The sequence below is a fragment of the Arthrobacter sp. MYb213 genome, from assembly GCF_002979915.1.
In the GTDB taxonomy this organism is placed as follows: Bacteria; Actinomycetota; Actinomycetes; order Actinomycetales; family Micrococcaceae; genus Glutamicibacter.
The window spans coordinates 99,871-113,763 of record NZ_PCQA01000007.1; the positions used below are offsets into that span (position 1 = coordinate 99,871).

A 13,893-nucleotide genomic window follows, 5' to 3' on the forward strand; every position below is an offset into this window, starting at 1 on the left:
CCCCACCTCTTGCCTACGTTTTGATATCACCGAACATTTCATTGTCACGGGTGTACCCGTGCAACTGGCAACTTTACAGACAATTTATATGAAGCAGATCACGATTTTTGGTTACACAATGAACAGTATTTTCTTTGCGTACGCAAGAGTGACCTGCTTCACCCCTGCGCTTAGGGTTGAATTATTCGCACCCGATGAAAGCAAAGAGGCTGAATCAATGAAAACCTTCAAATCCATGCGCGTCATGGCAGCAGTTGCCGCTGCCGCCGCGCTGACCCTAACCGGTTGTGGCGTCACCAGCTCCGGTTCCGATTCCAGCACTTCCCCCAGCGCCGAAAGTGGCCCGCTGAAGGATCTGCGCATCATGGTCCCTAACACCCCAGGCGGCGGTTACGACACCACCGCTCGTGTGGCAGCCAAGGTCATGGATGATGCTGACATCGCAGCAAACTTGGAAGTCTTCAACCTTGCCGGTGCTGGCGGCACCGTAGGTCTTGCACGACTGGTCAATGAAAAGGGCAACGGCGATTTGGCCATGTTGATGGGGCTTGGCGTAGTGGGCGCTAGCTACACCAACGAATCAGATGCCAAACTCACCGAAACCACCCCCATTGCCAAGCTCATCGAAGAGCCAGGCGCCATCATGGTCTCCAAAGACTCCCCATACAAGACCATTGACGACCTAGTCGCTGCCTGGAAGAAAGATCCAGGAAAGCTCTCGGTCGGTGGCGGCTCCTCACCAGGCGGTCCGGATCACCTGTTGCCAATGCAGCTAGCAGAAGCAGTGGGCATCGATCCTAAGCAGGTGAACTTCGTTTCCTACGACGGCGGTGGCGATCTTCTTCCAGCCATCTTGGGCAACAAGCTCGCATTCGCAGCCTCCGGCGCTGGCGAATACATGCAGCAGATCGAAGAGGGCTCGGTTCGCGTGCTGGCTACCAGTGGCGAAAAGCGTCTGGAAGGTGTGGATTCTCCAACTCTGAAGGAATCCAACATTGATCTAATCTTCTCCAACTGGCGCGGACTAGTAGCCCCACCGGAGATCTCAGATGCTGATAATGCGAAGTGGACCGATGCCATCACCAAGATGCACGAGTCCGCGGAGTGGAAGGAAGCATTGAAGACCAACGGTTGGACCGATGCGTTCATGACCGGTGACGATTTCTCAGCATTCCTTACCGAGCAGGATGAGCGCGTAGCAAGCGTACTCAAGACCCTGGGTCTGGCGTGAGCGAAGTAACCACAGTGAAGAAGAAGCGCGTCGAACTCCTGTTCGCCGCGTTTCTTTTTCTGGTGGGAATCATTGTGTTCGTTGATGCGTCGCAGCTTCATGTGACGTACTCCCAAGCCGATGTGGTGGGCCCTAAGGCTCTGCCCTACGCGGTCTCTGGGATTCTGATTCTGTCATCCATTGCCCTGGCCATTACCGTTCTGCGCGGAAACCTGGCGGAGGGCGAAGAAGGTGAAGACGTTGATCTGAGCCAGCCCTCAGACTGGAAGGTCCTTCTACCATTGCTGGCAGCATTTGTGATCAATATTTTATTGATCAACACCGCCGGCTGGGTTATCTCAGGAACTATCTTGTTCTTTGGCTCAGCAGTGGCATTGGGAAGTCGCCGATATGTATTGACGGCCCTCATCTCCATAGCTATGGCTTTTGGTACGTTCTACGGCTTCTATCTAGGTTTGGGAATCAAACTTCCCGCCGGAATTCTCTCGGGGGTGCTGTAAATGGAAACTCTTAGTCTCCTCATGGATGGCTTTGCCTCTGCACTAACACCTATCAATTTGTTGTTCGCGCTCGTTGGCGTGATCCTCGGTACCGCGGTGGGTGTCTTGCCAGGTATTGGGCCGGCGATGGCAGTTGCGCTGTTGCTTCCCGTCACCTACGGCATGGAAACTTCCAGTGCCCTGATCATGTTTGCCGGTATTTACTACGGCGGCATGTACGGTGGCTCAACCACCTCGATCCTGCTCAACACTCCGGGTGAGTCTTCAACGGTGATCACCGCCATTGAAGGCCACAAGATGGCCAAGAACGGTCGTGCAGCCCAAGCGCTAGCTACCGCCGCCATTGGTTCATTCGTTGCGGGCACCATCGGCACCGCGCTGTTGGTCGGTTTCGCACCGATCGTGGTGAAGTTTGCGGTCAGCCTTGGCGCACCAAGTTACTTCGCCATCATGGTCTTGGCATTGATCACCGTAACCGCGGTTCTCGGCGCTTCTAAGATTCGTGGCTTCGCTGCCCTGGGTCTTGGTCTGGCCATTGGTTTGGTTGGCATGGATCCGGTTTCCGGACAGAGCCGTCTGACCTTCGGCTTTGCGCCTTTGGTTGATGGTTTAGATATCGTAGTGGTCGCCGTTGCTATTTTTGCCATCGGCGAGGCACTCTGGATTGCCGCTCACCTACGAAGCAATCCATCACGCACCATTCCAGTAGGCCGCCCTTGGATGGGTAAGGAAGACTGGAAGCGTTCGTGGAAGCCTTGGCTGCGCGGTACCGCGTATGGATTCCCATTCGGCGCACTTCCAGCCGGTGGCGCAGAGGTACCCACCTTCTTGTCCTACGTGACGGAAAAGAAGCTTTCAAAGCACCCTGAAGAATTCGGTCATGGTGCTATCGAAGGAGTTGCAGGTCCTGAAGCTGCAAACAATGCATCAGCTGCCGGTACCCTCACTCCGATGCTTGCACTTGGTCTACCAACCAATGCCACTGCTGCGGTGATGCTGGCCTTCTTGACCATGAAGGGCATTCAGCCAGGTCCGCTGCTCTTTGAAAATGAACCGGCCTTGGTTTGGACACTGATTGCCAGCCTGTTTATTGGCAACACCTTGCTGCTGCTGATCAACCTGCCTTTGGCGCCAGTCTGGGCCAAGCTGTTGAAAATCCCGCGTCCATTCTTGTACGCAGGGATCCTGTTCTTCGCCACCTTGGGCGCGTTCTCTGTCAACATGCAGACCGCAGATCTATGGTTGTTGCTGTTGATTGGTATTCTCGGCTTTGCACTTCGCCGTTTCGGTTTGCCGATTCTTCCACTGATTCTCGGTGTGATTATTGGTCCAATGGCCGAGCAGCAACTACGTAAATCATTCCAGCTCAGTGCCGGCGAGATTTCAGGTCTGTGGAGCGAACCAGTAGCAGTCACGGTGTACATCATTATTGCCATTCTGTTGCTCGTCCCATTGGTCCTCTCGATCCTTCGCAAATCACGTGGTGGCTCTTCCGAGCTCACCGCGGGCCTCGCAGCAGGTGGAATGATCAGCGAAGACGAACTGGATAAAGTCGATTCTCAGCAGCCATCGAGCGGACGCCATTCGGCCGAAGACGATCTGGATGGAAAGGACAAGTAATGACAGTTGTTGTTGGATATCTGCCCACTCCACAAGGAGAAGCAGCGTTAGAACAGGCAATCGTCGAGGCACAACGTGCGAAGGTGAAGCTTGTGGTGGTGAACTCCTCCAAGGGCGACGCATTGGTCGATGATCGACTGATTGATGCCCGAGAATTTCACCTCCTCGAAGAACGCCTGACCTCGGCGGGGTTAGATTTCTGGATCGAACGCTCCGCACAAGGTCATGATGCTGCAGATGAGGTATTACGAGTTGCCCAAGCGCAACGAGCCCAGCTCATCGTGATCGGTTTGCGAAAACGAACCACGGTCGGAAAATTCATCATGGGCAGCACCGCGCAACGCATCCTGATGCAGGCAGGTTGTCCAGTCCTCTCGGTGAAGGCCGACGGCGCCTGGTAGAGATAATTAGAACTGAAGCCGGGTGTGCAAGAAATTCTCTTGCACACCCGGCTTCAGTTTTTTATTGCTAAATATCACTCAGCGCTACTGCTTGTAAGGGTTCTCAGGTGGGGTGTCGCCACCTTCTGGATTCTGACGATTCACCGGACGTGTCGGGTCCGTCTGAGCCGCGGGGCGAACCTGTGGGTTCGTTGGCCCGGCTGGGTGTGGAGGGACTTCGCCGAATTGTTGTTCACTCGGAGGAGTGCCACCAGCCAAACGCACGAGCTCCGAGGTGTTCTCTGCAGTTCGGATCTGCGCGATAAGCGATTCCAAGCTGGCACGTGCCAACGCGAGGTAAATCAGCGTAAATAGTGGGCCAAGAATGAGTAGCACAAAGATGCCAAACATGACGTCGTTCGCAAAGGCCATGACGGTGAAGGCAATATAGCCCACTACCAACATGATCATAATCAGAACGTAGATAATCTTAATGATGGAGGGCGTGACAAATTTGCGGAAACCAAAATCGAATAGTGCTTTCAATGTTCAATCACCTTTCTCTTGGGGATGCGACTGACCTGTTCGAGGCTATCGTAAACCTGAGAGAATATCCTGAAACATGACAAACTATTTTCAGTTGAGCTTAGTGAACGACAACTTAACTGCGAGGTTCAACCAACTATTGGAATGATCCTCTTCGCAGATCATAAGGGCCCAAGGAAACTTGGCACAACATGAAAATCATGGCATGCAGGAGAAATTAGGCTTCCAGAATGAATCGCGAAATTTCCTGACGCCTGTCGTAAATCGCCTGACGATTATCGGAGTTCGAGTACTTGAAATCCATGAGCCGTTCGATCACATGCCACAGTTCCGTTCTAGGGATATAGCTGTCCGTGGAAATGGGGGTGCGAAGGTTCGGGTCCCAGTAGCCAAAGTTTTCAAGAACCTCGGATACATGAACGAACTTTTTCGCCCCTGTTGTAGCTTTCCTATACCCGTCCAAGTTATAGCCACCGGCGCAGAGTAGCCACTCCGAAAATGTCGCATCAACTTCTACGTCCTTCGTCACCACAGAGCGCAGTTCCTTGAGGATATAACGAACCATCGTTAGTGGATCTTGGATCAGTGAAGCTCCAAGCTTTGTAGCGATGAGTTTGCCCTTGTACTTTCGGATCAGCCGAAGCTTGGTAACTACTTCACGCATATTTGAAATGGTGGGCAGATCAACTTCCCGTTTCACCTTGCCCCGTTCGTAGTCGATCCCGTTCAAATCGCAACGAGTCATCAATTCGGCAATCATCGTTGGGGGCATCCAATCGGCTTTGGTCAGAGTGACTCCTTGATCCGTGCACAGTTCAACCAAGACAGTAAACGGCTGGAGAAGCTCGACAAACCATTCCGGGATTTCTTCGCCGGTAGGCTCAAGTCCAATTTGGCAATGTGCAAACACTAAGGACAGGTACTGCCGAATTCCCTCGTGAAATCGGTCGGCCCATTGCCCCGCCGCGTTAGCACCGATGAATCCGTCCGCAAGTAGTTTCAGTCGCGCGTTAGCAAAATCAATGTCGAAGGTATCTGGATCAAACGTTTTCCAGGGTCCCCCGCGCCACTTCATCCACTCCACGGTTTCTTCGTCTTCGTCACTACGTGCTGTGGAGCGATATATCTCTAGCTTGTTAGACCAGCCACCCAGTCCCCCGCTGTCTTCCAATGGAGCGCGTAACTGACCATCCAAGACTTTATATTTAGAATCTTCAGGCTTCTGCTCACGTCGAGACTCAACACTGATTCGATGGATCCAGCCATCACCAAAATCGTACTCAAAATAGAGTTCATCATTTGCAACCCGAAGCGCCTGTCCCAGGGTGGTATCTTCTAAGGATTCTCCGTCGCCGCTCTCGGCGCGCATTTGCTCGTCATACCATTTGATGACCGAGCCCGAACCGAGTTCCGTGTATGGACCGAGGTTCGTAAAGGCCTGCATATGAGCATGCTCCCACCCCATAGCAATTTGCACCGCTAAACCGACTTCATCGAGTGCGACGCTATCTTCGAGCTCAACTCTGCGCCAAATAACTGGCTCGGAGCCGACCAGCTCAATTCGAAGGGTCAGCATTTTGTGAAGGGTAAGAACATTACTCATAAAACGAGTCTAGAGGCCGTGGCGGCCTAAAACTTAGACACTCGCCACGACCTCTAGAATCTATAACTTGACCTACTTAGGCCTTATCGATGGCTTCCTTCAATGACGCAAGGATCAGTGCCACCGAGGAAGGATTAGCGTTTGGTCCCATCAAACCGATCCGCCATACGGTGTTTGCGTATTGACCAACGCCCCCACCGATTTCGATGTTAAAACGCTCCAACAAGTAGGCCCGGACCTTTGCCGAGTCCACACCTTCTGGAACCTTCACTGTAGTCAGCTGTGGCAGACGGTAACCTTCGGCGGCAAACAGTTCCAAGCCCATTGCTTCGATACCGTCCTGCAAGGATTTGCCCGCTTCTTGGTGACGCTTGGTGACCGCGTCTAAGCCTTCGGCAAGAATTCGATCGATACCGGCTTCAAGCGAAGCCACCATGGCCACTGGTGCGGTGTGGTGGTAGGTGCGTCCGCCACCGGTGTTACCGGTTGCATAGCCGCCGAGTAGTCCAAGATCTAAGTACCATGACTGTGGTTTCTGCACACGACGTTCGAAGGCACGATCCGAGATGGTGAATGGCGCAAGGCCCGGGGCCACACCGATGCATTTCTGTGTTCCGGCATAACCAATGTCAATGCCCCACTCATCGGCCAACACTGGCATACCGCCAACGGAGGTCACTGCGTCAGTGATCAGTAATGCATCACCCTTGATAGCGCCCAGAGCAGCAATGTCAGAAACTACACCGGTGCTGGTCTCGGCGTGCACGCCGGCAATAACCGTTGGGTTCGGGTGCGCCGCGGCTACGCGCTCGGCGTCAATTGGAGTTCCGTATTCATGATCCACACGAACTACTTCTGCACCGACACGTGAGGCAACCTCGCACATCCGCTCGCCAAACAGTCCGTTGATGGCGATCACCGCGACATCACCGGGGTTAATGGTGTTAACGAATGCGGCTTCCATACCGGCGGAACCGGTAGCACTCAGCGGCAAGGTGCGTGAATTCTTGGTACCCCACAAGGTTCGGAGCCCGTCGCCTACACGGTCCATGCGTGCGATAAATTCTAGGTCCAGGTGTCCTAGCAGAGGCAGGCCCAGCGCGGCAGTTGCTTCTGGGTAAGGGTTACATGGACCAGGGCCGAACAAATGACGTTGCAGAACAGTCGCGCTCATGACTACTCGCTCTCCTTGTAGGTACTGAAATCTCCTTCAGCCTATCCCCAATTCGGATATAAACGAAAGTAGAATTTCACACAGCAGAATTATTCGTCATTCGAGGAAACGGAAAATCGTTACCCGTGCATCTAAAATCTGCATAACTCGCAGTTTCTAGGCCGTAGCGTTGCACTAGTCTTTCCCAATAGACCCAAAAAATCCCCGTCTCCCAACGAAGGGAAACGGGGATTTTCACACCGAAGCGTGAGACTACTTGCGTAGGCCCAAACGCTCGATCAGCGCACGGTAGCGCTCGATGTCGGTGTTCTTGAGGTAGCCGAGCATACGACGACGACGACCGACCAGAGCCATTAGGCCACGGCGGGTGTGGTGGTCATGCTTGTGCTGCTTCAGGTGCTCGGTCAGGTCCTTGATACGACGGGACATGACTGCAACCTGAACCTCAGGCGAACCGGTGTCACCCTCGTGGGTGGCGTAAGCCTTGATGATTTCATTCTTTACTGCGGCATCTAATGCCATAACAAACTCCTGGAGTTGGACCGCGTTAATAAGTCAGTGTGTACGCCGAGGCGTTCACGGTGGTTCTTCGCAACCGCGGACTGCAGCGTGAACCATCGTCAATCATATCACCGACGTACCCGTCGGCGCGCCCTCCAAGCATGAGTGAGATAGGGCACCTCGACAATTTGTTCGGCCGCATAGCCTAAGTGTTCACACCAATACCAGCGAAGATTCTCTTCCACCTTGGTACGGGTTTCTTCTTTAGAACGGCGATAGTAGCTTCGCGAACGGGTCAGCTCCAAGATTCCGTGAAGGTCTAGTTCCATGAACCAATGCCACACCCCGGATTCTGGAGTGCTGAATTCTTTACCCAGCGGCGGAGCGAGCTCTGGGCGGTGCACATCTCCGGCGTGCATGATGCGCGCTAACCGGTGAACCCAGGGAACCTGTACATCTAATTGATTCCAGAGCAGCACCAACGAGCCCTCATCATGTAGCAAACGTGCGGCCTCGGCGCTTGCAAGCGGCGGGTCCACCCAGTGCCAAGCTTGAGCGTAGGTGATGAGGTCTGCACTATCTTCGGGCAACCCCGTTGACTCCCCCGAAGCACATACGGTGCGTACTTGAGGCATGCGTTCTTTGAGCACGCTCAACATATCCGCTGATGGGTCCACCGCCCACACTGCAAGCCCAGCTTCGACTAGTTGGGCAGTGAAAATCCCTGAGCCACAACCTATATCGATGGCTAGTTTGGCCGCACTGCCGGCCAAAGAGAATTCGAGTGCTTCACGAGGGTAAGCAGGGCGAATGCTGTCGTAGTCTCTGGCTCCTACTTCATATGCGGAAGCTAGATCAGTGCGACGCTCGGCCTTCATAGTGAATGCACGCTTGGGTAGTGCAGGAATTTCTGGCATAACCTAGTGGGACTCGGTGGCCAATACGCTTCGCGCCTGCACCACGTCATCATTCATCTGCTCAACCAGTGCTTCGATGCCACGGTAGGCAACCATCGGGCGCAGGTGCGCGGTAAATTCCACAACGATCTGCTGACCGTAAAGGTCAAAGTCTTCAAAGCCTTCTTCGGGGCGGTCAATGACGTGGGATTCAACCACGCGTGAGACACCCTCGAAGGTTGGATTGGAACCTACGGAGATGGCAGCTGGCCAGCGCACGCCGGCCTCGTCAATAACCCATCCGGCGTACACCCCATCGGCAGGGATAATTCCAGCTGCGTCCGGAGCAAGATTAGCGGTGGGGAACCCTAGCTCGCGTCCGCGGGCGGCGCCGTGCACAACTTCGCCACGCATCCGATGTGGACGGCCAAGAATTGCCGCGGCGGCTTCTACGTTGCCGGCAGCAAGTTCTTCACGAACCCAGGTGGAAGACAAACGTCGTTTGTCACCCACGTCTTGTACACCGATTACTTCAAAGCCGTATTTTGTTCCAAGCTCACACATGTAGTCAAAATCGCCGGAGTTGTCTTTGCCGAAACGTACGTCGTGGCCAACCACCACGGCTACGGCATGCAGCTTCTCCACGATGATTGAACGCACGAATTCTTCGGCGCTCTGATCCGCAAATTCAAGGGTGTAATGGATCATCAGTGTGGCATCTAAGCCAACACTGGCCAGCGTGTCCACGCGGTCTTCGATCCCCATGATGAGTTCTGGTGCAGAATCCGGACGGTGCACCTGAGCCGGGTGCGGATCGAAGGAGATGGCAACCGATTTAGCCGAACGTTTTTTAGCCTGAGTGACTGCCGAGTCGAGGACTTCGCAGTGCCCCAAATGGACGCCGTCGAAGTTGCCGATGGTGACAACAGTGGGAGCCATGTCCGCGGGGACTGAGTCGAGGCCCTTCCAATAGTGCACTTTGCTCCTTTTGACTCTGCAACGAAATCTAAATTGTTTACCGATGTAATTCTTGCACGTCTTTAGGCGTGACGCTCATTACGATTACGGAAGAGCCACCACAGACCGACTATCGGTAGCAACAACGGTATGTAACCGTAGCCCTTGCCAAAGTAGCTCCACACGGAGTCGTGACCAAAATGAGTTGGCATGGTGAAGGACAGCAAGCCGACTACAAGTACACCAAGAAGTTCAAAGCTAACGGCAAATACCGATAGCTTCCATGCCCCCGGCTTCTTCGAAGCCAGGGTGAACGTGGCCAAGATATAAACCAGCCCAGATAACAATGACAGCGTGTAGGCTAACGGCGCTTCAGGGAAGTCACGAAAGAACATTTGATACAGCGCTCGGACTGTCGCCGAAAGCGCCAGCACCCCGTAAACCGCAATAATAATGCGACCTAACCCGGAGGTACGCGCGGGGCGCGGAGCCTTGTTTACGCCACGAGCCTGGGCGGCTTGGATGATGCGTGAATTACGTGGTTTTTCGCTCATGCGATGACTCCTACATGCCAGATTTGTTCCATACGGAAAAGCATCACGAAGGTGATGGCTCCGGAAACGGCTAAGACGGTGTTGGCCCAACGACTCTTGTCGCTCACCGCCCAGAAGAAAGCAATGGGTGGCATGATCAATGCAGTCAGTAGGTAACCCCAGAATTCCCACGGCTCACCGAGAATTGCTTCTCCCCCGACCTGACGTATACCGGCGGCGACCGCGTAGACAATCAGGAATAACTCGGTACCCGCGGTGGCTACTAAGGCCCAATCATCCGGGTATCGCCGAATGACGGTAGCGATGAGGCCAAGTAGTACGGCGAGCGCACAAATAATTGTGCCGGCAATGAAAAAGCCGTTAAGGGCAAACAAGGCTGAGCCTTTCTGAAAGTCTCAAATAAAAGTGAGTTACTGCTTTCCGGTGAAGACTATTTGCCCTCGGGCTTTTTCGCCCTTATCGGCAATGAGGGCAACCAAGGCACCGTCTGGCGCGAAAGCGGCAACGAGGCCATCTGCCGGTTCATCCATGACGTTCTTGGATGCGGTGATGGTCCGCCCGAAGGACAGCTCGGCTGCTTCTTCTTCGGTCAATTGACGGTTGGCAAAAAGTGCTCCGGCTGCTTTTTCCAAGGGAAGTACCTCGAACTCTTCGGCGAGCTCTTCAAGTCGCTTAGATTTTTCGATGGAGTACGGACCCACTTCGGTGCGGCGCAAGGCAGTGAGGTGCCCGCCGACGTGCAGTGCTTCGCCGAGGTCTCGGGCCAGAGCACGGATGTAGGTTCCTGAGGTGCAGGAGACGGTTACGTCAACATCTAGCACCTTGCCACCTACTTCGCGGCGAATCTTGTGGATGTCAAAGCGTGAAATGGTCACCGGGCGAGCCTTCAGCTCTACCTGCTCACCAGCGCGAACGCGGGCGTAGGAGCGCTTACCGTCGACCTTGATGGCGGAGACCTGGCTCGGGATTTGTTCGATATCTCCGCGAAGCTTCGAAATCTCACGTTCGATATCTTCATCGGTGACCGCAGCGGCGATGCGCTCGGAGATGATGTCGCCTTCGGCATCGTCGGTGACGGTGTTCTGTCCCAGACGGATGGTGGCGGTATAAGTTTTGTCGTGTCCCACGATATAGGTGAGTAAGCGTGTGGCTTTGTTAACCCCGATCACCAGCACACCGGTGGCCATTGGATCAAGGGTGCCTGCATGGCCCACCTTGCGGGTTCCCGCGAGGCGGCGGATACGGCCCACCACATCATGGGAGGTCATCCCCTGATCTTTGTCGACTAATACGAGGCCTGAGGCCTGCTCTTCGGTGTTCTGCCCGGCTTTACTCACGCCTACCAGTATAGGCGTTATATAGGCGGCGCCTGCGGTGATGCGTGTCATGCAGTTCTCACGTTCAATCCGTGGGTAACTCGGCTTTACTTCTAGGCGGATGGATTTCGAATTTTCGAAGTCGTCTCGGCTCATCTGACAATCGGGTTAGTAGGTTGCCCCCTGAGCATCGTCTCGATAAGTTCGGATTGCTCAGTACCCACCGACTTCTTAGGACAACTTGCAAGACAACAAGCTAAAAACACCCGAATTGTTCATCTTCATTCTTGTGCTCTTAGGATGCGTATTTTTTGCGGGTCTGCCTGTTGCCCTTGGTTTCCTAACTCCTTTGGCACTACCGGTCCTTGGTGAGCTCAAAGCCGGACTGTGGGGCTGGGTTCCGTTGCTCACCGTCGTGTTCACGCTGACCGTGCTCCTCGCCGGCGAGATCACCGACAGACTGGTTCTTCGCACGTTCAAGGGTTCCGGCAAATGGGGAATCGAGATTCTGCAGTCACTGTTGAGTTTTGTAGTGCTGGTGCTGCTTTTCAATCTGGTGATGGATACCTATAAATTAGCGCTAACCAGCGCGGGCGTTGCACTTGTGCTGTATTTGCTTTTCGGACCGCTAATCAACAAGTTGAATAGGAAATTGCCTCGTAGTTCCTAACGAACGCAGACACTATGCTCTTTTCAGGCCGCGCAAGAAACACTTTTTGCTGAAGTCTGTTGGCACCTAGGCCGGCGGCTAAGTCCAGGTGGTCCTAATCAGCGCGTGGTGTTGCAAAAGTTCTAGGCAGATGACTGACGACGTTGCTGCTGAACAAGAGCTGAGAGTTCGTGCACCGCTGGGAGTATCGTTCTTTAATTACCGAGTTGCCAATAATGCACCGTGAGTGCGCGTAGGACTTATTGTTCGGCTTTCTACATGGGTCACCGAGAAGCCAGCCTCCTCAATTTGGGCGACTAATTGGTCCATAGGCCAGCAGTAAGCAACGGTGACGGCATGGTCAAAAGCATCTAGTTTGGTACCAGTAAAGAATCCGAGGGCCAAACCACCGCCAGGACGCAATGCGCGGGCAAATTCAGTGAGCGGTTTATGCAGGTTTTCAGGCTCCGTATGAATCAGGGAGTACCAAGCGAGCACCCCACCTAAACTTTGCGCCGGAACATCCAGTCGCTCAGCGCGACCTTGACGAAATTTTACGTTCGGGTAAGTCTCTTTAGCGATAGCGAGGAATTCGGGAACCGGCTCGACTCCTTCGACTTCAGCTCCCAATCTAGCAAGGAACTGCGTCCACTGACCCGGACCACTGCCGACGTCGATCACTTTTCCTTCGAGCCTGCTGGCCCAATCAGTGACCAATGCGAGATCCGTGTCCGCGATATGTTCACGTCTACCAACTGCCTCGACGTATTCAAGAGCCCTGGCGCCGTAGGCCAACCTCACCGATTCAAAGGTCATGGCCTCACTCTAAACGCTCGGGCAGACCTAGCGTTGATAAAAACTAGTTGCTACGTAGATTCAAAGATCTATCTTCAGACTGCGCTAAGCACTCGTCACCAAGTTGTATTGATCTGACTGGATTAAGAAAATGCACGTCCCCGCTAGAGAAATCACCGGTACCTCCGGCTTTGCCACCGATTTGCCCCTTCTATGTGAGCCCCGCCCCACGAGAACGCGATAGGCATGTAGAGTTTTTCCTAGTCGGTGACGTTGCTTAACTGCACCCACCATGCGAGAAAATTTCATTTGAAACGTTGCGCCAAAACAGCGGACAATCTCCGAATTATTTTGGCAATCACCAGAACCCCTCAGAAGGAGACCAGCGTGAAAATCGCCGTCCTGACCAAACAGGTACCTGATACGTGGTCGAGCCGTCGCTTGGACCTGCAAACCGGAATGCTAGACCGCGCAGCAGCGGACCTAGTTGCCGACGAGATCTGTGAGCGTGCCTGCGAAGTGGCGTTACAAGCCGAAAAGTCACTAGGCGAGGTTGAGGTTATCGCGGTAGCCATGGGCGGAGACAAAGCGGCCCTTGCACTGCGCCGACTACTGTCCATGGGTGCGCACTCAGCTGTGCATATCTCTGACCCGGCTCTCGCGGGCTCAGACATGATCTCCACCGCCCGAGTTTTGGCAGCAGCCCTTGAAAAACTCGACGTTGATCTAGTCCTGGCCGGAAATGAATCCACCGACGGCAAGGGTGGCATGGTTCCGGCGATGATCGCTGAACTAATGGACCGCCCGTTCCTGCCCTACGCAGATGAACTTGAGATCAGTGCAACCGAGGCGACTGGTTCAAGCCAGCTCTCCGAGGCAACCATGAAGCTCAGCGTGGCTTATCCTGCGGTCGTCTCCGTCACTGAGAAGTCTGCGGAACCTCGCTTCCCGAACTTCAAGGGCATCCGCGCAGCAAAAACTAAGCCTTTGGAAACCTGGACTCTGGCAGATCTAAGCATCGAAGCGGGACCAGAATCCGCGTACTACCGTTCGGTGATGGTGTCCGCCGAAGACCGTCCGGAGCGCGTGGCTGGTCCAAAGATTACCGATGACGGAACGGCAGCAAAGCAGCTGGCCGATTTCTTGGCTGAGAAGCACTTTATCTAAGTCC

16 protein-coding genes are annotated in these 13,893 nt (G+C 54.1%); 6 read left to right on the forward strand and 10 right to left on the reverse strand.

Annotated elements, in window-relative coordinates; all coding sequences use genetic code 11:
* Positions 1-217 precede the first annotated feature (217 nt).
* From CQ011_RS15550 to CQ011_RS15565, 4 genes are read left to right on the forward strand one after another with little or no spacing between them, the layout of a single operon-like run.
* A complete protein-coding gene (locus CQ011_RS15550; protein ID WP_105678772.1) occupies positions 218-1,231 on the forward strand; it encodes a Bug family tripartite tricarboxylate transporter substrate binding protein in 1,014 nt (337 codons plus the stop codon).
* Complete coding sequence (locus CQ011_RS15555; protein WP_105678626.1) at positions 1,228-1,731, forward strand: tripartite tricarboxylate transporter TctB family protein; 504 nt, start codon at positions 1,228-1,230, stop codon at positions 1,729-1,731. Before CQ011_RS15550 ends, CQ011_RS15555 begins: the two co-directional genes overlap by 4 nt.
* Complete coding sequence (locus CQ011_RS15560) at positions 1,732-3,351, forward strand: tripartite tricarboxylate transporter permease (protein ID WP_105678627.1); 1,620 nt, start codon at positions 1,732-1,734, stop codon at positions 3,349-3,351. It abuts the gene before it with no gap.
* Positions 3,351-3,752, forward strand: a complete 402-nt coding sequence (locus CQ011_RS15565; RefSeq protein WP_105678628.1) for a universal stress protein — start codon at positions 3,351-3,353, stop codon at positions 3,750-3,752. The genes CQ011_RS15560 and CQ011_RS15565 overlap by 1 nt, the downstream gene beginning before the upstream one ends.
* A gap of 84 nt (positions 3,753-3,836) precedes the next feature.
* Here the strand turns inward: CQ011_RS15565 and CQ011_RS15570 are convergent, their stop codons facing one another.
* The 9 genes from CQ011_RS15570 to truB all read right to left on the reverse strand — a co-directional run bounded on the left by CQ011_RS15570 (position 3,837) and on the right by truB (position 11,299).
* A complete protein-coding gene (locus CQ011_RS15570; RefSeq protein ID WP_105678629.1) occupies positions 3,837-4,277 on the reverse strand; it encodes a DUF4282 domain-containing protein in 441 nt (146 codons plus the stop codon).
* 217 nt (positions 4,278-4,494) lie between these two features.
* Complete coding sequence (locus CQ011_RS15575; protein ID WP_105678630.1) at positions 4,495-5,880, reverse strand: plasmid pRiA4b ORF-3 family protein; 1,386 nt, start codon at positions 5,878-5,880, stop codon at positions 4,495-4,497.
* A 76-nt stretch (positions 5,881-5,956) separates the two neighbouring features.
* Complete coding sequence (locus CQ011_RS15580) at positions 5,957-7,054, reverse strand: pyridoxal-phosphate-dependent aminotransferase family protein (protein WP_105678631.1); 1,098 nt, start codon at positions 7,052-7,054, stop codon at positions 5,957-5,959.
* 252 nt (positions 7,055-7,306) lie between these two features.
* Positions 7,307-7,576: a 30S ribosomal protein S15 gene (rpsO, locus tag CQ011_RS15585; protein WP_105678632.1), complete on the reverse strand. Its 270-nt coding sequence runs from the start codon at positions 7,574-7,576 to the stop codon at positions 7,307-7,309.
* 107 nt (positions 7,577-7,683) lie between these two features.
* Positions 7,684-8,472 carry a class I SAM-dependent methyltransferase gene (locus tag CQ011_RS15590; RefSeq protein WP_105678633.1) on the reverse strand — a complete coding sequence of 263 codons (789 nt, stop codon included), beginning with the start codon at positions 8,470-8,472 and terminating at the stop codon, positions 7,684-7,686.
* A gap of 3 nt (positions 8,473-8,475) precedes the next feature.
* Entirely contained in the window at positions 8,476-9,429 is a 954-nt protein-coding gene (locus tag CQ011_RS15595; protein WP_105678634.1) for a bifunctional riboflavin kinase/FAD synthetase, read from the reverse strand.
* A gap of 62 nt (positions 9,430-9,491) precedes the next feature.
* Entirely contained in the window at positions 9,492-9,962 is a 471-nt protein-coding gene (locus tag CQ011_RS15600; protein ID WP_181148160.1) for a hypothetical protein, read from the reverse strand.
* Positions 9,959-10,336, reverse strand: a complete 378-nt coding sequence (locus CQ011_RS15605; protein WP_105678635.1) for a hypothetical protein — start codon at positions 10,334-10,336, stop codon at positions 9,959-9,961. The genes CQ011_RS15600 and CQ011_RS15605 overlap by 4 nt, the downstream gene beginning before the upstream one ends.
* A 36-nt stretch (positions 10,337-10,372) precedes the next feature.
* Positions 10,373-11,299 (reverse strand): tRNA pseudouridine(55) synthase TruB, encoded by a 927-nt coding sequence (gene truB, locus CQ011_RS15610; RefSeq protein ID WP_286161226.1) that lies wholly within the window; start codon positions 11,297-11,299, stop codon positions 10,373-10,375.
* A 220-nt stretch (positions 11,300-11,519) separates the two neighbouring features.
* Here truB and CQ011_RS15615 point away from each other — a divergent pair, with 220 nt between their 5' ends.
* The gene (locus CQ011_RS15615; RefSeq protein WP_105678636.1) at positions 11,520-11,948 is read left to right on the forward strand and encodes a hypothetical protein; all 429 of its coding nucleotides are present in this window, start codon (positions 11,520-11,522) and stop codon (positions 11,946-11,948) included.
* A 198-nt stretch (positions 11,949-12,146) separates the two neighbouring features.
* Here the strand turns inward: CQ011_RS15615 and CQ011_RS15620 are convergent, their stop codons facing one another.
* The gene (locus CQ011_RS15620) at positions 12,147-12,743 is read right to left on the reverse strand and encodes a class I SAM-dependent methyltransferase (RefSeq protein ID WP_105678637.1); all 597 of its coding nucleotides are present in this window, start codon (positions 12,741-12,743) and stop codon (positions 12,147-12,149) included.
* A gap of 366 nt (positions 12,744-13,109) precedes the next feature.
* Between CQ011_RS15620 and CQ011_RS15625 the strand changes: the two genes are divergently transcribed.
* Positions 13,110-13,889 carry an electron transfer flavoprotein subunit beta/FixA family protein gene (locus tag CQ011_RS15625; RefSeq protein WP_105678638.1) on the forward strand — a complete coding sequence of 260 codons (780 nt, stop codon included), beginning with the start codon at positions 13,110-13,112 and terminating at the stop codon, positions 13,887-13,889.
* Positions 13,890-13,893 lie beyond the last annotated feature (4 nt).